This window comes from Novipirellula aureliae, from assembly GCF_007860185.1.
Lineage (GTDB): Bacteria > Planctomycetota > Planctomycetia > Pirellulales > Pirellulaceae > Novipirellula_A > Novipirellula_A aureliae.
In genome coordinates this window covers 320059-341977 of sequence record NZ_SJPY01000006.1, presented here as the reverse complement: position 1 = coordinate 341977, position 21919 = coordinate 320059, and the positions used below count along the sequence as shown (strand labels likewise).

At 53.2% G+C, this 21919-nt stretch carries 16 protein-coding genes and 1 riboswitch; of the genes, 9 read left to right on the top strand and 7 right to left on the bottom strand.

The genetic code is table 11. The features are described from left to right. Nucleotides 1-163: 163 nt before the first annotated feature. Nucleotides 164-1174: a DUF1559 domain-containing protein gene (locus Q31b_RS19010; protein WP_146601229.1), complete on the top strand. Its 1011-nt coding sequence runs from the start codon at nucleotides 164-166 to the stop codon at nucleotides 1172-1174. On the opposite strand, the gene Q31b_RS19005 is transcribed toward Q31b_RS19010, so the two are convergent. After that, nucleotides 1095-2135: a serine/threonine-protein kinase gene (locus Q31b_RS19005; protein ID WP_146601228.1), complete on the bottom strand. Its 1041-nt coding sequence runs from the start codon at nucleotides 2133-2135 to the stop codon at nucleotides 1095-1097. The genes Q31b_RS19010 and Q31b_RS19005 overlap by 80 nt on opposite strands. Before the next feature lie 814 nt (nucleotides 2136-2949). On the opposite strand from Q31b_RS19005, the gene rimI reads away from it, so the two are divergent. Then, complete coding sequence (gene rimI / locus Q31b_RS19000) at nucleotides 2950-3468, top strand: ribosomal protein S18-alanine N-acetyltransferase (protein WP_231617691.1); 519 nt, start codon at nucleotides 2950-2952, stop codon at nucleotides 3466-3468. A 253-nt stretch (nucleotides 3469-3721) separates the two neighbouring features. Here the strand turns inward: rimI and Q31b_RS18995 are convergent, their stop codons facing one another. Next, the gene (locus tag Q31b_RS18995; protein WP_146601226.1) at nucleotides 3722-9520 is read right to left on the bottom strand and encodes a DUF11 domain-containing protein; all 5799 of its coding nucleotides are present in this window, start codon (nucleotides 9518-9520) and stop codon (nucleotides 3722-3724) included. Nucleotides 9521-9765: 245 nt separating this feature from the next. After that, on the bottom strand, nucleotides 9766-10122 hold the full coding sequence (locus Q31b_RS18990) for a hypothetical protein (protein WP_146601225.1): 357 nt from the start codon (nucleotides 10120-10122) through the stop codon (nucleotides 9766-9768). Between the two features lie 224 nt (nucleotides 10123-10346). On the opposite strand from Q31b_RS18990, the gene Q31b_RS18980 reads away from it, so the two are divergent. Continuing rightward, entirely contained in the window at nucleotides 10347-10853 is a 507-nt protein-coding gene (locus Q31b_RS18980; RefSeq protein ID WP_146601224.1) for a CinA family protein, read from the top strand. Between the two features lie 277 nt (nucleotides 10854-11130). Here the strand turns inward: Q31b_RS18980 and Q31b_RS18975 are convergent, their stop codons facing one another. Next, a complete protein-coding gene (locus Q31b_RS18975; protein WP_146601223.1) occupies nucleotides 11131-11355 on the bottom strand; it encodes a hypothetical protein in 225 nt (74 codons plus the stop codon). Nucleotides 11356-11837: 482 nt separating this feature from the next. Between Q31b_RS18975 and Q31b_RS18970 the strand changes: the two genes are divergently transcribed. Continuing rightward, the gene (locus Q31b_RS18970) at nucleotides 11838-12254 is read left to right on the top strand and encodes a secondary thiamine-phosphate synthase enzyme YjbQ (protein ID WP_146601222.1); all 417 of its coding nucleotides are present in this window, start codon (nucleotides 11838-11840) and stop codon (nucleotides 12252-12254) included. Between the two features lie 85 nt (nucleotides 12255-12339). On the opposite strand, the gene Q31b_RS18965 is transcribed toward Q31b_RS18970, so the two are convergent. Next, nucleotides 12340-13299, bottom strand: coding sequence for a ThuA domain-containing protein (locus tag Q31b_RS18965; protein WP_146601221.1), 960 nt, complete (start codon nucleotides 13297-13299; stop codon nucleotides 12340-12342). A gap of 207 nt (nucleotides 13300-13506) precedes the next feature. Next, entirely contained in the window at nucleotides 13507-13869 is a 363-nt protein-coding gene (locus Q31b_RS18960; protein WP_146601220.1) for an Hpt domain-containing protein, read from the bottom strand. A gap of 298 nt (nucleotides 13870-14167) precedes the next feature. Then, nucleotides 14168-14287, top strand: a riboswitch (cyclic di-GMP riboswitch). Between the two features lie 211 nt (nucleotides 14288-14498). Between Q31b_RS18960 and Q31b_RS18955 the strand changes: the two genes are divergently transcribed. The 5 genes from Q31b_RS18955 to Q31b_RS18935 all read left to right on the top strand — a co-directional run bounded on the left by Q31b_RS18955 (nucleotide 14499) and on the right by Q31b_RS18935 (nucleotide 20267). Continuing rightward, complete coding sequence (locus tag Q31b_RS18955) at nucleotides 14499-14681, top strand: Flp family type IVb pilin (RefSeq protein WP_146601219.1); 183 nt, start codon at nucleotides 14499-14501, stop codon at nucleotides 14679-14681. Between the two features lie 382 nt (nucleotides 14682-15063). Then, complete coding sequence (locus Q31b_RS18950) at nucleotides 15064-15621, top strand: A24 family peptidase (protein WP_146601218.1); 558 nt, start codon at nucleotides 15064-15066, stop codon at nucleotides 15619-15621. 369 nt (nucleotides 15622-15990) lie between these two features. Continuing rightward, entirely contained in the window at nucleotides 15991-17049 is a 1059-nt protein-coding gene (gene cpaB / locus Q31b_RS18945; protein ID WP_146601217.1) for a Flp pilus assembly protein CpaB, read from the top strand. Between the two features lie 121 nt (nucleotides 17050-17170). Then, nucleotides 17171-18838 carry a pilus assembly protein N-terminal domain-containing protein gene (locus Q31b_RS18940; protein WP_146601216.1) on the top strand — a complete coding sequence of 556 codons (1668 nt, stop codon included), beginning with the start codon at nucleotides 17171-17173 and terminating at the stop codon, nucleotides 18836-18838. Between the two features lie 211 nt (nucleotides 18839-19049). Continuing rightward, nucleotides 19050-20267 (top strand): AAA family ATPase, encoded by a 1218-nt coding sequence (locus tag Q31b_RS18935; protein WP_146601215.1) that lies wholly within the window; start codon nucleotides 19050-19052, stop codon nucleotides 20265-20267. Between the two features lie 91 nt (nucleotides 20268-20358). On the opposite strand, the gene Q31b_RS18930 is transcribed toward Q31b_RS18935, so the two are convergent. Beyond that, nucleotides 20359-21831 carry a leucyl aminopeptidase gene (locus Q31b_RS18930; RefSeq protein ID WP_146601214.1) on the bottom strand — a complete coding sequence of 491 codons (1473 nt, stop codon included), beginning with the start codon at nucleotides 21829-21831 and terminating at the stop codon, nucleotides 20359-20361. Nucleotides 21832-21919: the final 88 nt, after the last annotated feature.

Genomic DNA, 21919 nt, shown 5'->3' with positions numbered 1-21919 from the left:
ACGTCGCCAATTGCAGTTTAAAACCAAGGGGACTACGGTTGTCCGCATCCGCATTCGATTGCAACGTTGGAGTCCAGCCTTTAGGCGATTCCGTAAGAAGCGTGAATCGGCGAAAGCCCACGTTCCAACCAGTCTCACACAAAAACGAGAAGAAGAGATTTCAATGTCAACCAAGCGTACTGCATTTACACTCGTCGAACTCCTTGTCGTGATCGCCATTATCGGCGTTCTCGTCGGTCTGCTTTTGCCTGCGGTGCAAGCCGCCCGCGAGGCCGCTCGACGGATGCAGTGCAGCAACCATCTCAAACAAATCGCATTGGCTTGCCACAACTATCAAAGCGCCTTCAAGAGTTTTCCACCTTCCGCGATTGTTGATCTTGACACGACGACAACGGGTAACAACGGATCCTGGGGCGTCCATGGTCGGATCTTGCCATTCCTTGAACAGGAAAACGTTTTCGACAGGGTCGATTTGTCGATCGCGTGGGATAACCAGTCCGCCATCGACGGGGTAAAGATCCCGGTCTTTGCTTGCCCCAGCGATCCCCTCAGCGACCAAGTGCGTACTTTTTCGGACAATCGACCGGCCCTCTATCCAACGAACTACGGATTCAACTTTGGACGTTGGTTTGTTTATGACCCATCGACGCAGAAGGGGGGCGACGGCATGTTTTTCCCCAATCGGTTTCTCGATTTCCGGGATTGCCTTGACGGAACCAGCCACACGTTGTTGATTGCCGAGGTCAAAGCGTGGACACCCTATCAACGCAATGGGGGCCCCGCATCGACAACCATCCCTGCGAACCAAAGCGAAGCCGAAGCGATCGTCGCCAGTGGTGACCAGTTCAAGGATACCGGGCACACCGAATGGCCTGATGGACGCGTTCATCACACGGGGTTCACTGCGGCGATGCCGCCCAACAGCAACGTATCGTTTACCAATGGCAATCAAACGTATGAGCAAACCGACTTCAATTCTTGGCAAGAGGGCAAGAATGGTTCGGTTGGCAACCCGACTTACGCGATCATCACATCGCGAAGTCATCACGTCGGGCTCGTAAACACCGCCAAAGTCGACGGCAGTGTCGCGTCGGTTACCGATTCGATTGATTTGCCGATTTGGCGTGCGATGGCAACTCGCAATGGTCGCGAAGTGATTCAAGATCTGCAATGAATTCATGCATCGTTTGGTAGCGATTGGAAGCCTGCTTGCTAGTCGCCTTGGCAAAGACAAGATCGCCTTGTGGGGGGATACCGCGATCGGGTGAACGCTGACTCGGCGGTGTTGGTTGGCGTGAACAGATATTGTCAAACGTGTCCTCTTCGTCTTTGCCTCGAAAGGGCTCGGCAATCGCCATCGCTTCGTAGAGACACACTCCGGCTGAAAAAATATCGCTGCGGTCGTCGATGTCCCGATTGCCGATTTGCTCGGGCGACATGTAGGTTGGCGTTCCAATCAATTGCTGGGCGGGTGTCAATGGCGGCAGGTCATAATTCGTCGATTGGTGCTTGACCAATTCGGTCGACAAGGAATCTTCGATTACATGTCGGCGGCGAGCGGGTGGCAACTTCGAATCGCTCGGGAAAGAGGCTTCCCCCCATACCTTGGCTGCCCCCCAGTCGAGCAGCAGGACTTCACCGAAATTACCGACCCAGATATTGCCAGGCTTGACGTCGCGATGGATCACGCCGCGAGCATGTGCAGATGCTAATGTTTGACAAACATTGTGGACAATCTCGATCCTTCGTCTTAGCGGGTAAGCCTCTTCGGCATCCGGCTCGCGTCGTGCGATACTGCGCAGCACATCGAAGAAACTCTCGCCCGAAATCCGCTGCATGATGTAGTAAATCCCTAGTTCCTCGTCTTCACCGATGTCATACACCGCGACGGTCCCGGGATGTTGTAGAAGCGCGGTGACTCGGGCTTCTCGCAGCAAACGTCGACGGAAGGATCGGTCGGGGCGATAGGAGGGCAACAGAGCCTTAATGACGACGGCACGGCCGATGACTTGATCAAACGCAGAGTACAATACCCCGTTGCCACCGCGCGCAATCTCTTTGTAATCACGATAGCGATCCAACCCGCTCGGTATCGGCGAAGGAAGTTGTGCGTCAGTGCTTGATACAGAAAGCATGAGTGTCTCGGGTTGGAGTCTCGCTGGACATCGCTAGAGCGGATTGGGGCTAGAGCGGATTGGGGCTAGAGCGGATTGGGGCTAGAGCGGATTGGGGCTAGAGCGGATTGGGGCTAGAGCGGATTGGGCGTTTTGACCATCGCCATAATGGCTAAGAAAACCAACAACGCTCCTCTGCATGTTAAGCTTTGCCGTCCCTAGCGGTGGCATGATCCTCCTTGCAGGCGGAGCTTTGTTTTGCAATCGTTTTTGCTTGACGATCGAGCAAGCATGCAGCATGTTTGTTGTAGCAAAGCAACGACCCGTGTCAAACGTCGGGAGCGAAAAACCGAACGCGAAAGTCTTTGGCGACCTGAAAAGGACAACCGCAAAGGACCGTCGCCGCCGGTAACCGCCGAGGGCAGAGACCAGTCAACCGATTTGCTTGCCCGCGTGATGGTGCGCACATCACGCGGTTTCTTTTCTTTTCTTTTCTTTTAACCCTGCCCTGGGCTTCCCGCCCAGGAATGTGGCCCAGGCTTCCAGCCTGGGAAGGCAACCAAGGCTTCCAGCCTGAGAACGTGGCCTAGGCTTCCAGCCTGGGAACGTGGCCTAGGCTTCCAGCCTGGGAAGGCAACCAACCCCATGCAAGAAGCCCGGGCCACTTTCCCAAAAAAACTTTCAGAACCTGCAGCGTTCTGTATTGGTCCATTTTGGATGTTCTGTTATTCTCCGGATTCGTCGTTGGTTGCGGCGCATTTTAATCAAGCAATCATTGCCACGATGGCAGTGATTCGCAGTTAAAATGGTTCATTTCGGTGGAAAGGAGTCCAGCGTGGATACCAAACAAGCATCTGTCAGCGTTCACATTCGTTGGATGATTCGTCGTGATATGCCAGCGGTATTGGCGATCGAGAATCGTAGTTTCGAATACGCTTGGACAGAAGAAGATTTTATTCGTTGTCTTCGCCAACGCAATTGCATTGGCATGGTTGCTGAGCTTGACGACAAAGTGGTCGGGTTCATGATTTACGAACTGCACAAGAATCGGCTACACATTTTAAACTTCGCTGTTCATCCCGACGCTCGCCGCCGAGGGGTTGCTGATTCGATGGTTCACAAGCTGCTGGGCAAACTGTCTCAGGAACGGCGAAACCGGATCATGCTAGAAGTCCGCGAAACGAATCTCGAAGCGCAATTGTTTTTCAAGAAGATTGGCTTCCGTGCTATCTCGGTGCTCCGTGACTTCTATGAGGATACCATTGAAGACGCGTACTTGATGCAGTACCGCTACACGCCAACCGCCGACGAATTAGCCCAGCCTCACAATCGCATCTCGCGAATGGCCGGGTAACGTTAAACCGCGTGCCCATCGGGTCGCGCGCTCGGCACTCAAAAAACACGCGGGGCGTTGCCCACGCGGTTAAACACGAAAACGCATCGTAGCGTTGCTCGGTAGGGGGCGACAGCCATAGCCGATCGCTCGGTCGCATGCGACCGTAAAGTGAGCCGATGGCGCTAGCCGCGGGTATCCCGGAAATGCCCAATTGATACCCGCGGCTAGCGCCGTCGGCTCACAAAACGGACAGAACTTACGGTTTCTAACACTAACGCGCCAAGAACAATCGTTTCCCTAAAATTCTTGGTGCGCGGATGACAAGTTCCTCTTGGTCATCTTCATCCTCGACGTTGTTGTCGGGATCGCTATCGACGTCGAATTGATCGGTTGCAATCACTTCCACGTTGATCTGCTTGACGCCTTGTGTGTCGACGATCGCTGTAACTAGCAATCTTGGCATCGCGTCCTTTGCTATCGTCCCCACACTCCAAATCCCGGTGACTGGATCATAGCTACCTTGATCCAATTCGACATTTTGGATTGTCAGGCCATCGGGGATGAAGGCACGTACATCGACGCCTGTTGCTGTCGCAGGCCCAGCATTTGCTACCGTGATCGCGATCTCGATCGAATCGCCTTCAAGCGGCGCGTCGTTGTCGACCGTCGTGCTAACCGACACATCCACCAGGTTGGGCGTAACCGTGACCGATGCCATATCATCATCGGTCGGATGATCGACCCCTGGCGTGCTGTCGGGATCGAAGACATCACTGGCCGTGATTGACGCTTGGTTGGTCGCCGCATTCATACTTGTCAATTCAGCAACGATCGTTAAAACGGCTTGCCCATCTTTGCGGATCTCGCCAACATTCCATCTCCCCGACACCGCATCGTAATCGTCACTTGGTGATGCGGAAATGAAATTGAGTCCCGTCGGTAATCGATCGGTGACGACGACGCCCGTCGCTGTATCGGGGCCCGAGTTGTCGACTCGAATCGTGAAGGTGACCTGATCGCCTTGATCAGGCGTTTGAGGTTCAACGGTTTGGCTTAGCGACAGATCGGCACTGCGGGTGACAAAGGCGACGGACGCTTGATCGTCTTCGCCTGCAATATCATTCCCCGGTGTGCTATCGCTATCGGGTTGATCGGACGCGCTGATTTCCGCCGTGTTCGTTTCACCGCTCGTCGATTGAACAAACCCTCGAATGACCAAGGTAGGAGTGACATCGAGTGGGATATTTCCCACCGTCCATAGCCCGGTCGCTGAATTGTAGGCACCTTGACTTGGACGAGACGAATCGAAAAGAACATTCGACGGCAATCGATCGGTCACCTCGACACCGGTCGCAGGAGATGGCCCGGAATTGGAAACCGTTAGGGTATACTCGATCGCGTCGCCCACATTTGGCCGTGGCTCGTCGATAATTTTTGATAAAGCCAAATCGACCAACTGTGGCGACAATGTGACCGATGCTTGGTCATCTTCATCAGCATCTTGATTGTTTGGCGTGCTATCGGGGTCGAATTGGTTCGATTGAACAATCTCGGCCGTATTGGTTATCTCGACAGCCGCATTCACGGTCGCCGTGATTTGCAACGAAGCACTCTGCCCGGAGGCAATCGTCGGAATGGTCCAGCGACCAGTCGATTCATCATAAAGCGCGGTGTCAGGGGTAATGCGGACGAAGGACAAGTTGCCTGGTAGCGGGTCCGCGACCACGATATCGCTCGCTGTATCGGGACCCGCATTCGCCACATTCAATGTAAACGTCACGTCCGATCCTCGATTGGGAATCGGGTTGTCAACGGACTTTGTCAGAGACAAATCGGCACTGGCGGGCGTTATGGTTGCCGAAGCGGTATCGTCTTCATTTGGCGCTGTGTTTGCGTTATCGGGTGTGCTATCGAAATCGGTCTGATCCGCCGCCGTCACCTCGGCTAGGTTCGTCGCTGCAACGACCGACGTGACCTCGGCGACAATTTGGAGTGTTTTCGATGCGTTCGCGTCGAGTTCACCCACCTGCCATTGTCCGGTGACTGGATCGTACGCGGGCCCCGCAGGAACACTCGAAACAAAACGCAAACCATCGGGTAGAGCATCCGTAACGATGACTCCAGTGGCGTTGCTGCGATCAGCGTTATGAATCGTCAGCTCGAACTCAACGTGTTGTCCGAGAGTGGGGCGGGTGACATCGACTGTTTTTTCAAGCGACAGATCGATCATTGGAGGCGTTACGATCGCTTGATCCTGGTCATCTTCACTCAGGTCGTTGTTCCCAGGAATGGAATCGGGGTCGAACTCGTTCACCCGAGTCACTCGGGCCACGTTAACTTTTTCGCCGATCGAATCGACAATGGCCGAGATATTGAGCGTCACCATCGAATCGGCTGGGACCGTACCGACATCCCAAATTCCGGTCGTTGCATCATACTCACCCGCACCAAAACTGACCCCATCAAACGATGTTCCCAAGGGCAAGATGTCAGTCACAACCACATCGGTCGCTGCATCAGGGCCATCGTTCGTCAGCTCGACGCGAAAGACAACCGTTTCGCCGACATTTGCATTTGCGTTCGACACGGTCTTCAAGATTGATAGATCGGCGACAGGAACACGAAAGTCGACACTCGCTTGATCGTTTTCATCTGGATCATTGTTGCTAGGGGTCGAGTTGATATCGAATTGGTTCGCAGCGGTGACCTCCGCTGAATTGGTATACGAACCGACGTCGGTAATGCGACCGATCAAGGTCAACGTGGCGGATTGATTGGCTCGGACGACGCCAACGTTCCACTGGCCGCTCGTTGTGTTAAAACTGCCCCCTTGGCCTGGTGTTGCGCTGACAAGCTCGACGCCTGCAGGAAACGAATCGGTGACAAACACACCCGTCGCATCGCTTGGTCCTGCATTGGACACGGTCAAAAGAAACTCAACCTCTTCGCCAACATTGGGTCGTTCTTTGTCAATCGTTTTCGTTAACGACAAATCAATTTGCTGAGGCTGGATTTGCACTTCATCTTGATCGTCTTCATCGAGGTCGCCGTTGTTGACTTGCGAATCGGGATCGAATTGGTCCGCCTCAATGATTTCCGCGACGTTATTAAACAATTGATTCGACCGTGGGATCGCTTCGATTTGTAACGTGGCCGATGAATTGGCATCCAAATCACCGATCGTCCAAACACCACTCAACGCGTCATAGTCGGCCGTGTCAGGCGTGATGCCGACAAACTCCAAACCGCTCGGCAGCAGATCACGGACGACCACACCGGATGCCGGATCATTATTTCCATTGGACACCACAATCGTAAAGACGACGCTTTGGTTGACATTGGGGACACCGTTGTCGACCGTTTTGGTAAGTGACAAATCGGCGGTTGCGGGGGACAAAACCACCGAGTCTTGGTCATCTTGACCAGGAATATCGTTATTCGGTTGGCTGTCAACGTCGAACTCGTTCGCGGCGATCACTTCGGCGGTGTTGGTTACTTGTGAAGTAGCGTTGTAGGTCGCTGTCAAAATCAAACGTTGGATTTCCGTCGGCGTCACGGTGCCAACCATCCATCGTCCGCTTGCGGGGATATACTCCGCCGTCGTAGCGGCACCGGACGCGGTCGTGGTGTCGGCGGAGACCAAGGTCAAGCCTGCAGGCAACGTATCTGCGACGACAACCCCCGTGGCGTCACTCGGTCCGGCATTGGCAACGTCCACCGTGAACACGACCGTTTCGCCTGCAACGGGACGTGCATTGTCGACACTCTTTGTCAGCGACAAATCGATCGATTTTGGTGTCACGCTCACCGTTGCCGAATCGTCCGCCGTATCGGCATCGGCTTGGTCAACCGCTGAAATCCTAGCCGTATTGGTGACAGGGGTGGGTGAGTTAATGCGAGCGATAATGGTTAGCTCTGGATTCTCATCGACTGCAACGTTGCCGACCTCCCAAACTCCGGTCGAAGGATCGTAAACCGTGCCGTCATTGGTGCTCGACGAGATGACTTCGATCGGCGTCTGAATGATGTCCGTCACCCGTACGCCCGTCGCTGTCGAAGCGTTCTGGTTATCGAGTCGGATAACAAAACTGAAGTTCTCACCCACATTCGGCGTGGGGTTGGTCACCGTTTTGGTGATCGACAGGTCGACGACAGGCGTGTTGAACACGACCGACGCTTGATCATCTTCATCCGGGTCGCCATTTCCAGGAGTGCTTGTCGTATCGGTTTGATCGATCGTGATCACTTCGGCAACATTCGATCGCTCGCCCGCTGCGGTCACCGTGGCCACCATCGTCAAGGTTTCTGCATTCGCCTCCCCCACTTCGACGGTTCCCACCTCCCAAATCCCGCTGGCGCGGTCATACATTCCCTGTGACGTCACAACGCCTTGTGACGGCGCATTCGTGTCAAACGACAAACCAGCGGGCAAGAGATCGTGAACCGAAACGCCAGTCGCCGCCGAAGGGCCCAGGTTTACGACCGTCACGACAAAGGTAACGGTATCGCCAACGTTGGGTGCGGCATTATCAATCGTCTTGGTCAAGACGATATCGACCGTTTGGGGAGATACGGTGATCGTGGCATAGTCGTCTTCGTCATTGGCTCCGTTATTGGGAGTACTATTCGGATCGAATTGATCGGACGCCGTGATTTCGGCTGCATTGCCATTGGCATCGGCGGATACAACGGTCGCGACGATCGATAGAGACTGAGACCCCGTCGATGGGATCGACGGAACCGTCCATACGCCCGTGGTCGAGTTGTAGGCGGCTGTTGGATTGCTACTGACGAAAGCAAACTCAGGAGGCAAGAGATCGGTCACTTGAACGCCGGTGGCTGAATCGGGGCCCGCGTTATCGACGGTTAGATTGAACGTGACATTCTGGCCCACGGTTGGGTTTGCTACCGACACCGTCTTGCTCAATGACAAGTTGGCTGATTGGAAATTGACGAAATCTTGAGTGAACACCGTTGGCCCGATCGAGCCAACCAGTTCAGCGCTACCATTGGCGTTGATCGTACCGCTGATGTCGAGTTCGATCGCACCGATACTTGTCATGTCAGCAGCACCACCACCTCCGTCGCCCGCTTGCAGGGTGCTAAATTCGATGAATTCAGCCGCAGTCGGTTCGCCGCCCGTCTCTGGAATCGCTAACGTTGCGGTACTAAAGCGAGACGCGGTCGTGTCATCGCCGTCGTCACTATAAAATCGTATCGTTGCCGTTCCACCACCAAAGAACGCACCAACTTGTAAACGGACGCCCAAGGCGGTTCCGCCGCGAGTCAAGTCGATCCCCTCCAAGCCAGTATCGTCGATGACCGTCGCATCACCGTCCAGCCCATCCCAACTGACACGGCGTTCGCCGTCACCATTGAGATCGGAGTCAAAGGTTAGCCGGTCAGGTAAAAGCGGATTATCGACGCTTAATTGAACGCTTCCGTTTACGCTCGTCTTGTTGACAAACAGATCTCGCTCGCCGCCAATCGTTTCGCCCGCCGCTGTCACAACGGACGATGTGACCGGGATGCCGTCGTTGGTCGTATCGCGAACGACTTGTTCGGTTTCATCAAAGCTATCGATTTTATCAACGATGATCCCCTGGACAGCATCCGTGCTAATATCGATCCGATTTGAAACCGCTTCTAGCAAGGTCCGTCCGTCGACCGATTGCGCCGGTTGAACCACAAAGTAGGAACCAGCGTCTAGCCGAGAAAACTGGTACCGGCCATCGGTGCCGCTGCTGACATCGGTCGCTAAGGTATCCGTGCCGCTGTCAAAGACACCGTCTCCGTTGTCGCGGTAGAGGGAAACGTTGGCACCGGAAACCTCTTCGCCAGCGTTGTAGCCGTTGCCAGTGATATCCTTGAAGACTTGTCCTTGTATCGATGCCAAATCGATTGCCGCAGCGAGCACTCGGCGATCCTCCAGTTGCTCAACCAGCAACCGCCGCCGACGGCTAAGTCGTGAAGCGGTCTTCGCACGGGACGTTGGCTCTGGCGACCTCGCCATTGAGGAGAAGAAGGAACGAGGAGAAGAACTCTGAAAGAATTGCTTGGGAGTCATCATGATGCAGTCGCTTATCGAGAGAAATCAAACTCGGAAAGCGTCAATCGTGGCTCAAAGCACGAGGCAAGACAAGTGGGCTGCGACAGATAGGACACCTGGGGGCCTTTTGCGGGTTAGTAGGCCAGGCCTGCGTCGCTTGCAATGAGAATAACTTGGAGGTTGCCTTTTGGAAAACCACCTTCATAGACCAAACCCCAAACGGCGGTTGGGACTCAGGAGCACAGGTTCGTTTGCTCAAAATCGGCTCAGGATTTGACCCATGCCCCGACGCTGATCACTCGCCACGGCAGGCTGCCCTCTCGGATCGATTTGTAGTTCGCATCCGCTGGCGTCAAACAGATGTCATCACCGTAAATCGCCCCGAGTTCTGACAGATCGTCAACGATGCCATTGAAGTCGTCATCGATGCCCGCACGGCCTGGCAGGCGATCTTTGCCAGCGAAAAGTAAAACTTCCGCATCGGGATCGAAGAAACAGTTCTCTCGATCGAGCGGCGTGAGCGAACGAGCGTTCTCTTGGTCGAGCAAGTCAACCGCCGACTCGATCGCTCGGGCTCGAAGCAGGAAACCGACGAGAATCGTTAGAAACAATAGCCACTTCATCAGCATCCACCGAGGATTGATTATCGGACATAAAGGATCCGGGGATTTCGCATTCACTATTGAGTACTTTGTCACCATCTTCTTGTTCGATCAAGTAGGCTGGCTCTGGGGGTGCTGTTCGCTAGCGTTTCGCGTCACTTCGTTGCCTTTCCAAGTCCGACGCAAGATGCCAAAATCAATCGCAGGAAACCACCGTCACGCAGCTAGGATGGAAGAATTACGCAATGGAAATAGAACAACGCAATTTGCAACCTGCCACACAACTTGCTGAGTTGCTCGAAGCGACGAAGACAACGATCGTGTTTGCGGAAAGCTGTACCGCAGGACTTGTCTCCGCAACCCTTGCGGCTGTTCCAGGGATTTCGAAATGGCTATGCGGATCGGCTGTTGTCTACCGCGAAGCAACCAAAGTTGGCTGGCTCGGCGTCGACGAAGAGCAACTGAAACGCCATTCAGCGGTGAGTGCCGAGGTGACCACGGAACTTGCAGTCGGCGTACTTAACCGAACGCCGGAAGCGAAGTTAGCCGTCGCGGTCACTGGACACCTTGGCCCGAATGCACCGTCAATTCAAGACGGCGTCATCTTTATCGCGGTTCGTCGCCGGGATGATTCCGTACAGGATGTCGTCTCGACGAGGTTTCAACTGAGTAGTGTGGATCGCGTCGACAGACAACACGAAGCCGCAGACAGAGTGATTGCGGCCGCCATCGCCGCAATGGTTGTAGTCTAGCCTTGAGGACGTCGATTGTATTGCTGACGGATTTGTCGCAACTTGGTAGTGGAACTTGTCAAAGATCCCGGGCGCGATGGATCTTTAACAAGACCCACTACGTCAGTAATACAATCGATGTCCTTTAGGCGATTTAAGAGGTGTGAATCGGCTAAAGCCTGGACTTCCACTTTAAGTTTTCGGAATATCCGAAGACGAAACGCGCCCCCCCCAAAAAAAAATCGGCCTGCTGAACAAACTCAGCAGACCGTTTCTTTCATCACTTCGGCAATCGACCTTACTCGCGAGGTCGAATCGCTCCCGTTAGACCGCTGTAGTCAACACGGTCAGTTGTGTGCCATAGAGGCTGTCCAAGTTCAACGCGACGTCGCAATACTTCAATCTTTTCACGACTGCCCGCTGGGGCGTCCGTCGCCTCGAACTGCTCGTCCTCGTGAGGAACGAAATCCTCATCGTGACCATAACGCAGAATTGCCTCGAATACGTTCTTGCAATGACTCATGCTTTTTTTCTCTGCTCCCAATGGTGTTCTAATCGATCCTGCCGATCCTGTTCACCTGCCAGTATCTTATTGTCAAATGTCCAAATCCAAAGGACGACGTTGTGCTGCTACGGGTTGATTATTGACGTATTCACAAAAGAGTCAAGAAAATTGTGCGAAGATTCGCTCGCCCCATGCCCCGTTTTCTATTTTCCAGGAGAGCAAAACCCGCTCATCCGCGAAGTTATCGTCAATCATGCGAAATAAAGGTACTTTCAGGCAAGGTGCTTGGCCGGTTGTCAAGGGGGCCAAGACTTACCGTGTTTGGCCCAGAGGGCTGCCTATCCAGCGATTTGTTAAAATAGGTAGACGACTGGCCGTTATTGGGGGTGACAAGCCAACTTGGAAGATATAAAAGCCGTGTCAAAATGAAACACTTGTAAGAGATGAAAAAAAAATTTCTCTGAACTCGACATTCTATCCCCCGAAGGAGTTAACGGGTTATGTGGATCCAGCAAACACTGCGGCTTCCAGCGTTTAGCCGTGGCTTCCATCTGGTGACTCAACACGTCGTCAATGCAGTGCCCGAATTGGCCTCGATTCGTGTCGGATTGGTGCACGTGTTTATTCAACACACCAGTGCCTCGCTGACGATTAACGAGAACGCGGATCCCGATGTCCGAATCGACTTCGAAACCGCGATGAATCACGCTGTCCCCGAATCGCTTCCTTACGTGCACACCCTCGAGGGAAGCGACGACATGCCCGCCCATGTCAAAGCTTCTATGATGGGATCGAGCGTAACGATTCCGATAGCAAATGGACGTTTATCGCTGGGGACTTGGCAGGGAATCTACCTCTGCGAACACCGCGACCGAGCGCGTGGCCGTACTCTGGTCATTACCATTCATGGAGAATGAATTTCCGGGACTTCCGAAATCATTTTAAATTCGAAATCGACAAGTGGGCAAATGCCAAGCGGCAAACACCCCCATGCGGGCAAGGCTACTTCACGGTGAATTTGCGGCTTGAACCTTTGTCCTTTGTTGGGAAGTCCTCTGGGACGGACTGCGTCACTTTGCCTGTCGCTGCCCACTCGACACCTCGAGTGAATGTGACAATGAAATCAACACCCTCGCATGAGTAGTCGTCATGGCCGAGCGTCGTATGGAAGGTCCGGCCCTTGCCATAGTCGATGACCATCAAAATCGGTTCATGCCGATCGGTCGGTGCTCTGCCAGAATTATCTTTTCCGGTAGCTAGAATCGTCATCTTTTCCGCTGGACCACGAAGCATGGCATAGCATTCGTCCTTCGCCGTCAACCATTGGTCAGGTAATCCGTTGGTGATCGGATGATCTTTGACGCGAACCGTAATCGGAATTTGATGTTGCGGACCATGGTTACCGCAGCCTCCGGGGGAATCATCGCGAACCAATTCCCCTTCATTTGTGAAATAGACATACGGGCCGTTTTCTGAATTTCGTCCCCCCCATCCGCCGAGGCCAATCATTCGGTTGTACTCATCCCATTGGCCGAAGCAGTTGTCTGCGGCATGGACCGAAACGAAACCACCACCATTTTCCATATACTCTTCCAAAGCGCGCTGGGTGGACTCGGGCCAATTGGCTGCTTTGTAACCAAAGTTCGAAATCACGACATCGTATTTTTCAAACGCTGGCGTGAAGTTTGGATCCGGCTTGGGCTGCTTCAAGTCTTCCGTTTCGCCGACACCAGCAAGCGGCAAAAACGCGGCCTCACGGTCACCTTTCCAGGTGTACACGGTGCGATTGATGTCAACTTCGAACAGTCCCGTCTCCTCGAGATACTGTTTCATCATGATGGTTGATTTCGGCCAAACCGCATGGTTATTTTGGCCGTCCACAATCAGGGCACGCAGTTTCGCATCCGCAACGTTTGAAAACGTGATCATCGCTATGGCGACACAGAACACTCGAAGCATCATCTTATCTCTCTCTTTGATATTGAAACGGCGTCAAGTACGCCAAACTCACCCATCAATGATAGATGCTGTTCGCGGAGAATGCTACAGGTAGCGGCAGTCGAATTCGAGCGAAGGGCACAGCACGATTCGGACCGGGCGCCGCGGTTGGTATACGTCTGCGTCACCCGATCGGAGACCGCCAGCAATGCGGCGACAAGAGACAATCGACTACTCTCGGGCCGCAATGGTTTCTGCTCTCAGTTCTCCAACAAGTTCGCACCAACGAGCTGCAATCGCTTCAAGTTGCTCCAGTCGCTCTGGCTCGATTGCTTGAGGATTGGCGGCGCCTCGTTCAAACTCCGCCGCCCGTTCGATATCCGAATCGGGGGCGACGTAGCGGAAACAGGACTTGAGCGTATGGGCGGCGACTTGAAGCGTTTTCTCGTCCTTAGGGTCTTCCCAACCGCTACGAATTTGGCGAATTAGGATCGGGACTTCTTCGAGAAAAGCATCGCAAATGGCAATCAGCGTCGGTGGGTCATTGCCTGCAAATCCGCTAAGTTTTTGCCGCCAGTCGGTTTCATCATGCATGGAGAAATCTCGTCGTTTGAGGGATTGTCACTCCATCAGTGTACCTGTTTTCATGAGTCGGTTGACATGAACGCGGATGTGAACGAGCGACAAGCCGTAATCGACTGCACAATCGCTACAACCGCTACGAGCGGGCTTTTTACCTAATCGTTAACGGTTCGCAGCCCCTATTTTTTTGACTGCCTCGATTCGTGTCGTACTTTCAAAGTAGAAAGAGTGTGCGGATCGGAGTTCGATCCGCTGCCGGTCGATAGACAAACATGCGTGTGTTTGTTCTGGTCGGTCGGTCAGATTTGCTCCCTGACAAAGGCAAACCGTTCGAGAGGACGGGACGCAAAGCTACGGATCCGCAAGGGATCGTTTGACTCGGGTTCGCTTGAGTTTCAAACGGTTGCTTCAGGAAAGCCGGGTTGCCGAGGGAAACGTTTGCGCTAAGGGCTTTTCGATAAGTTCTTTTCGATAAGTTCGCAGTTCAAACGCCAAGGCGCGTTAGACGAAAGTCGGAGACGAACCTGCACTTCGTGAAGGATTGATTCATTTTCGAATTGGTCTTCACTTAGTCCACCGTCGTGGAGTGTGACTAACCGTTAAAATTAGTCGCCCCACATCTCACTCGCGAGGAGAGAGACATGAAGAATTTCGCTGAAGGTATCGTCAAGTTTTTGCAAGAAGAAGATGGCCCAACTGCTGTTGAGTATGCCGTCATGCTTGCGTTGATCGTTGTTGTTTGTATCGGTACCGTTGGTACGCTTGGAACGAACGCTGAAGCTCGTTTCAAAGACGTTGCTGACTCGATGGCAGCCGGATCTTAAGTTCCGATTGCTCAATGTTTGCGTTTATGCATCCATTGACCCACTCAATTCGTCGCAATGCCCGTCGCAGATCGATCGATCTGTGGCGGGCTTGCGCGAATTTCCTTGCATTCGATAAGAATTTCCATCGATCGCTCGAACCTATTTGATCGAGACCCCAACCATGAACTACCCACTACTACCCGCTGATGCGGCCGCCTACGCATGGCAAATCTCTTGCTGCTTCGTAACGTTGTTATTCGCAATGTTTAGTTGGATGATCGGCCCACGCTAACCATAGGAGTGGCGTAAGCTTCCACCTCCACAACCAAATTCGTTTGAACCATCCGCTGGATCGTTCATTGGCTCACCTAACAGATATTTCGCACGGGATTACAAAACAATGGATACTTTACTTCAAGGCATGGTCGAGCATTGGACCGTTTGGTTCGTTACGGCGGTTCTAATCGTGGCTGCTGTCATCGACGGAGCCATTTTGAAGGTCCCAAATTGGTTGACGTTCCCCTTCATCATCTGCGGCTGGGTTCACTGGACACTCGATTCGGGTTTTGCCGGACTCGGTTACAGCCTACTCGGAACGATGGTCGGCATGATGCTGCTGCTGGTCCTTCGTAATGTCGGCGGCATGGGAGCCGGTGACGTGAAACTGCTCGCCGGAGTCGGTGCTTGGCTTGGAACGATTACGACTTTGTGGGCCTTCGCAGCGACGGCAATTGTCGGTGGCGTGATGGCAGTCTTCATGATTATGGCTAGCGGACAATGGCAAAAGCATTACGCCATGGCTCACCAAATCCTGAACGAATGGAAAACGGTCCGAAAACCGTCCAAATTGGCGGAAATTGCCCGCGAACGAAAACCGACGATGAAATTACTGCCCTACGGCATTCCCATGGCAATCGGCTCCATCGCCTACTTCGCCATCGCCGGCCTATTGGTGTAGTCGATACTGCGGTCGCCCGTCGGAGGCTCGGTCAAGGAGCAAATTTCGAAAACGGCGCCGACCCAGCAAGAAACGAGGAACGAGTTTGCCATCATTCATTCGTTGGATGCCGGGGCTGCCGCTGGTCGCCCCAGTCTACCTAAGCACCGCACGCACGGGGGTCAAGATCTGCCGGTTAGGCGAGACAGAAAGCATAGGACAGGTCGGCGAGTCACGTAGTTCGTGAGCTGCCGAATTTACCGGTTGCAGTGATACATTGCTTTCCTCCGAATACCCCTATGAATAGGATCGGTCCGACGATTCGAATTTTCGTTTTACTCGACCGACTTCCTCCGCAAACTGTTTCCCTGTTGGGACCGAATTGAAGCCATGCGAAACAAATCACTTATTCTGCTGCTTGCCATTGTCTGTGGAACAGTTGCAGCGATTGGCATTAGCCAATGGATGCAAGCTCGCTCAACGGTTGGAGGAACGACCGCGACCGTCGAAATTTTTGTGGCTGCCAAGGCAATCGATTTGGGCGAACAGGTAACACCAGAAAAAATCAGGCTTGAACCTTGGCCGGCTGACCGCATTCCCGAAGGCTCTGTCGGAGATCTGGCCTTGCTCGAAGGCAAGTACGCGAAACAAAAATTCTACGTCGGCGAACCGGTCATGCCAGTCAAGTTGATGGATAACAACATGGCCACGATCCCGATGGGGTTCCAAGTGGTATCGATGCGAGCGGATGCCGAAAATAGTATCTCGAACTTGGTCCAACCGGGTGACCGGGTCAACGTGATGGCTTACTTCACGAAAAGCGAAGTGATCCCCCAAACAATGACCAAGACCGTCATCAACGGGGTTCGCATTTTCGCGATCGACGGAAAGACTGAACGAGTTACCGATTCCGAGGACCGCGTCCAGAACGCACGGACCATACAACTACTGATTCACGCAGGCGATGTCGACGCATGGACGTATGCGAATGAACTGGGCAAGATCCGCTTGACGCTCGGCAACCCGGGCGATTACGACGAAGCGGTCCAGAAAGACGGGCCCAGTAAAGCGGCGGAAGAATTCGTAAGCTGGATCGCCGACTACCAAGCAGCTCAAGAATCGCTACGCAACAAAAAGAACGAACCGCAGGTGCGAACGATTGGTTTACCAGCAGCAGCACCCCCCGAGCCCGAGAAAAAGAAAAAGAACGGTTTCAAAATGATCAAGATGGTCCAAGGCCGGATGATCGAATACTGGATCGCCGATAATGAATTGCCAGTAATCGTTAACGATACAGGATCCGGTGAAGCCACGACCGATGCATCGGTCGACACATCCGTGCCACCCACAAAACCGAATACGTCAACCGGAGGAGAGGACTACAGCTATCTCAATGGTGAGAACAGTCCTTTTTTCCAACCGACGACTGAAGAAGAGCCTGCTCAATAGGTTTTCGGCTTCAACATGACGTTAGATTTGATTTTTACTTTTAGCTAGTTACTCATACGGTCTGACTAAATTGGCGAAAGCATGGTTGCTTTCACCACAGGCCTCGCAAGGATGCTCCACGATGCAAACGAATCGACTTAACGCTAAATCGGCCGCATCTTTGATGATGATGGTAGGTTTATTGGTATCGGGTTCCTTTGGATTCGTTCAAGGTGACGAACCCGTTCGCTTGGCGTCGAACGACTCGGCAGCGAATCATAGTATTTCTCAGTCAATCGAACGACTCGAGATGCTGGTGAAAAGTAGTCGTATCCTAACCTTGGAAGATCGAATTCCTAAATTCCAAGTCCACAATGAAGATGTCATTGGTGCGACGCCCGTTTCTCAGAACCAGGTGCAAATCTTTGCAAAGGTTCCTGGGACGACTCAGCTCAATCTTTGGGACACCAACAATAAACTCTACACCGTGGATGTCACCGTTTTGGCAGATGCTCGCGAGGTGGAAGGAATCTTGGCGATTCAATTGCCCTACGCGGCTTTGAAGGTAATGCCAGTCAACACCAGTGCGATTGTTTCGGGGGTCGTTACCAGTATTGATGATGTGGATCGAGCCATCGCGATCGTCGAACAGTACTACCCCACCGTGGTCAACAACATCCGAGTGGTTGGGGTGCAACAAGTATTGCTTCACACGAAGATCATGGAGGTATCGCGAACAAAACTACGCGATCTAGGTGTCGATTTAAGTGTGTTGAGCAATGGCAATCTCTTCTTGAACGCTCCGGCGGACCTATTGAGTGTGTCCGCATCGTCAATCGATGCGGATGGGATATTTTCGCTGGCGCAATCAGCAGACGGCGCCAATGCCCGAATCTTCACTGGCAACTTTGACGCATTGATCAAGGCTCTGCGCCAAGATGACTTGCTAAAACTATTGGCGGAACCGACTGTGGTCGCAACCCACGGCCGACCGTCTCGCTTCATCGTTGGTGGTAAAGTTCCTTACATCGTGCCGGCAGGAAATGGCAGTGTATCGGTTAACTACGAAGAGTATGGAACGTCGGTTGACTTCCTGCCATTCGTGGTGGGGCCTGGCCGAATTCGGCTAGAGGTTCGGCCGGAAGTCAGCGAGGTCGATACAGCTCGATCGATCATAACCTCAGGGACTCAGGTTTACGCGTTCACACATCGCTACGTGGAAACGGCCGTCGAGATGCAGGCGGGCCAAACCTTTGCAATCGCGGGTTTGCTTCAATCACGCACCGAATCACGCAGGCGAGCCACGCCGTTCTTTGGTGAGTTGCCATATATCGGGGCGATGTTTCGACGAGTCGAAGAACGACGAAATGATATTGAGTTGTTGGTTACCGTTACACCGGAGATCGTTGGAGCGATGGACCCATTCGAAACGCCGTCGGGTGGACCAGGACTCAATTCCGATTCACCGAATGATTGCGAGTTCTACGGGAAGGGATTCCTCGAAGTCCCGAACTTGAAGGGTGGAGATTGTGGTCCACCCTGTCCGAGCGGAAACGCTGGCGAGCAGGGATTCGGTCCGGGCGGGCCTGCGATCAACTACGGGCCTGCCAATTATGGTCCCCCTATGAATGGTCCCCCTATGAACGGGCCCCCTATGAATGGGCCGCCTATGAACGGGCCGGGCGTTTATGGGCCTGGATTTGACCCTGCCATGCAACAAGCTCCAATCTATCCGCCTGGAGCGATCGTGCCTGGGAATCACCCCGTGGTTGTCGGAGACGGAGTCACGCTCATGGAACCGCAGAACTAACGATGGCCCCACCACCCGATGTCGCCTCGATGAATGCCGTTTCGCGACGATTGTCGCTCTGCTCTCCGAGCGGAAGGCGTCTTCGGCCTGGGGAGCGAAAAAACGCTGTCAGCTCGAAGAGCTGAGCGACATTGCGGTATTCGCCGCCTTACGAGAAGCAGAACAGAATCGAATCATTCAACAAGAAATGCCGTTTCGGTAGAAAGTCGCTATGAGTAACGTACTGAGAATTGCCCTTGTCGATCCCAACGATGCAACAAGAGACTCTTTGAAGGGGATGCTGTTAGGGATCGACACGGTTTGGCTTGAAGCGGACTGTTCCCGCTACGAGTTCTTCCCAGATATCATTGATCAAACGGTTCCTGACGTAGGCGTGGTCGCCCTCGACTCGGATCCCGACAAAGCCATCGAGTTGATCCAACGGTTATCCGTCGCATCGCCACAAACTTCCCTATTGGCCGTGAGTGAAAACACCGACGGCCATCAGATTTTGCGTACCATTCGGGCGGGAGCAAAAGAGTTTTTGACGTTGCCGCTGACCGCTGAAGAGTTGGCGAGCACGTTGGACCGAATTAGCCAACAAAAGTTTGGGGCCAGCGAAGGGGGATCGCGAGCATGCGAGGTGATTGCCGTTGCCGGAGCAACCGGGGGCGTCGGTTCAACAAGCACCGCCGTCAACCTAGGTTGCGTTTTGGCCGCGGACCCGACCAACAGCGTCGCCCTCGTCGATCTCGACTTAGCCCTCGGGGACGCCGACGTGTTTCTCGATTCCATTCCCGAATATACACTCGCTGATGTGGTTCAGAACGTGTCGAGATTGGATATCCAACTTTTGAAGCGATCACTGACAAAACATGGTAGTGGATTGTATTTGCTACCTCGCCCTGTCGAGCTTCATGATGCCGAGACAATCAATGCCGAGAGTATCCGCAAGGTGATCGGTCTGCTCAAAGCCTCATTCACGCATCTGGTCATCGACCTGTCGAAGACTTATAGCAGCGTGGACATGGCGGCAATGGAGAGTGCAACGCGAGTTCTGCTCGTCACCCAACTCGATCTACCCTGCCTACGAAATGTCGTTCGTCTCATGATGAGCTTTGAAGAGATTGGTGACTTACACGAGAGAGTTGAAATCGTCGTCAACCGAGCAGGATTGGATTCAGGACAGATTAGCCTGAAGAAAGCAAAAGAGACACTCGGGCGAGATATCTTTGCATTGTTACCGAACGATTATCGAACGATGGTTGAAGTCCGAAACAATGGGGTTCCGCTTATCACGCAAGCTCCCAAGGCGGCCATTACCCATGCGATCGCTGATTTAGCAGCGAAGCTTGAAGACCGCCACACTCACGAAGAAGAACCGCAGGCGGACGATAGTGTCACGACGAGCAAATGGAAGAAGTTCTGGCCAGGCGTCGCAAAAAAATAGCCGCAGTAGCACAGGCGTCCAGCCTGTGATTTCACATTGGCGTCAGGCTTCCAATCTGTGGTTCTTCGTAGACACAGGCTAGAAGCCTATGCTACGTTTCGACCCATCTCAAAAGCGAACGCAGCATCACGCCGGTTGCCCCCGCATCGCGGTGCGGCCGAGCGGAATCGACGAACGAGGGTCCAGCGATATCGATATGCAGCCAAGGTGTCGCGTCGACAAAGTTCTCTAAGAATTTCGCGGCAGTGATTGCTCCGCCCCAGCGTCCTTCGCCAACATTCTTAATGTCGGCAACTTTGCTTTTCACTTTTTCGTCGTACAATTCGAACATCGGAAGTTGCCAAACCGGCTCGCCTTCTTTGCCAGCCGCATCGCGCACGGAATCGCAAAGCGTTTGGTTGTTGGTCATCAAACCCGCAACCTCCGTGCCCAACGCCACCATGCACGCTCCCGTCAAGGTGGCAAGATCGATTATCGCTGATGGTTTTGAATCGTTAGCAACATTCAGCGTATCGGCCAACACAACACGACCTTCCGCATCGGTATTCAAAATCTCGATCGTTTTGCCGCTTCGTGTTTCGATCACATCGCCAAGCTTGTAACTGGTTCCGCTAACCATATTCTCCGCCAATCCACAAATTCCGATGACATTGCGTTTGATACCAAGTCGCGAAATTGCGTGCATCAATCCCACGACAGTAGCCGCCCCGGCCATATCGCATTTCATATCAGCCATCGAATCGCTTGGTTTGAGCGACAAACCGCCACTGTCAAAAGTAACCCCTTTTCCGACAAACGCCAGCGGCGGCTCTGCTCCACCGCCTTGGTGCCGCATGATCACCAGCCTCGGCGGTTTGGATGAGCCCGCACCGACCGCCAGGATTGCACGACATCCTTCCGTTTCTAAACGGTTTTCGTCCCAAACTTCGATCGCTAAACCCGACGCTTTTGCGATTTCGGTTGCTTTGACTGCAAAGCTCTCGGGGTAAACTTCCGACGGTGGTTCATTGACAAGTCGACGAAGATGAATCATCGCTTCACCGATAATTCGTCCTCGTTCGATCGCTTGATGCCCCACGCCAATGAAACGAAGGGTTTCAGGCACAAACTCCTTCGGAGTCGTTTGATAGATCGATTGATTCTCGCACGCATTCAAAATTCCAGCGACAATGCTATCGTGCGTCTCTTCAGCAAAGCAATTGGCTAGTGCAATATCAACAACACCTTGTGCTTCGGCATTAATCGATCGAACGGCGGTTGCGGCCGAATCAAAAGCATGGTCACGCGTTCGATCAGACGTTTTGCCTACGCCGATGCAAACAATCAGCGATGGCCCATCGGTGTTCGGAAAAACGAGTTTATTGACTTCACCAAGTTTTGCCGATATCAATTTTCGCTGCGTTAAATGCTCTACCAACCTCTTGGGTAGGTCGCCGTTGGAATCCAAATAAGCATTCCCATCGTCATCCTCGCAGACTCCAAGGATCAAAACATCTGAGCTTGATTCCAACGATGAAGTGGACGATTCGAGCTTCGGGGATGGAAAGGGTTGGCTAGGAATCATATTGGTTGGGGCCCGAATGGGAAGGATGCGATGAACGATTGGAGTGTATCGTAATGTATCTCGGCTAAGATCCAAGCGGGTTTTCCTC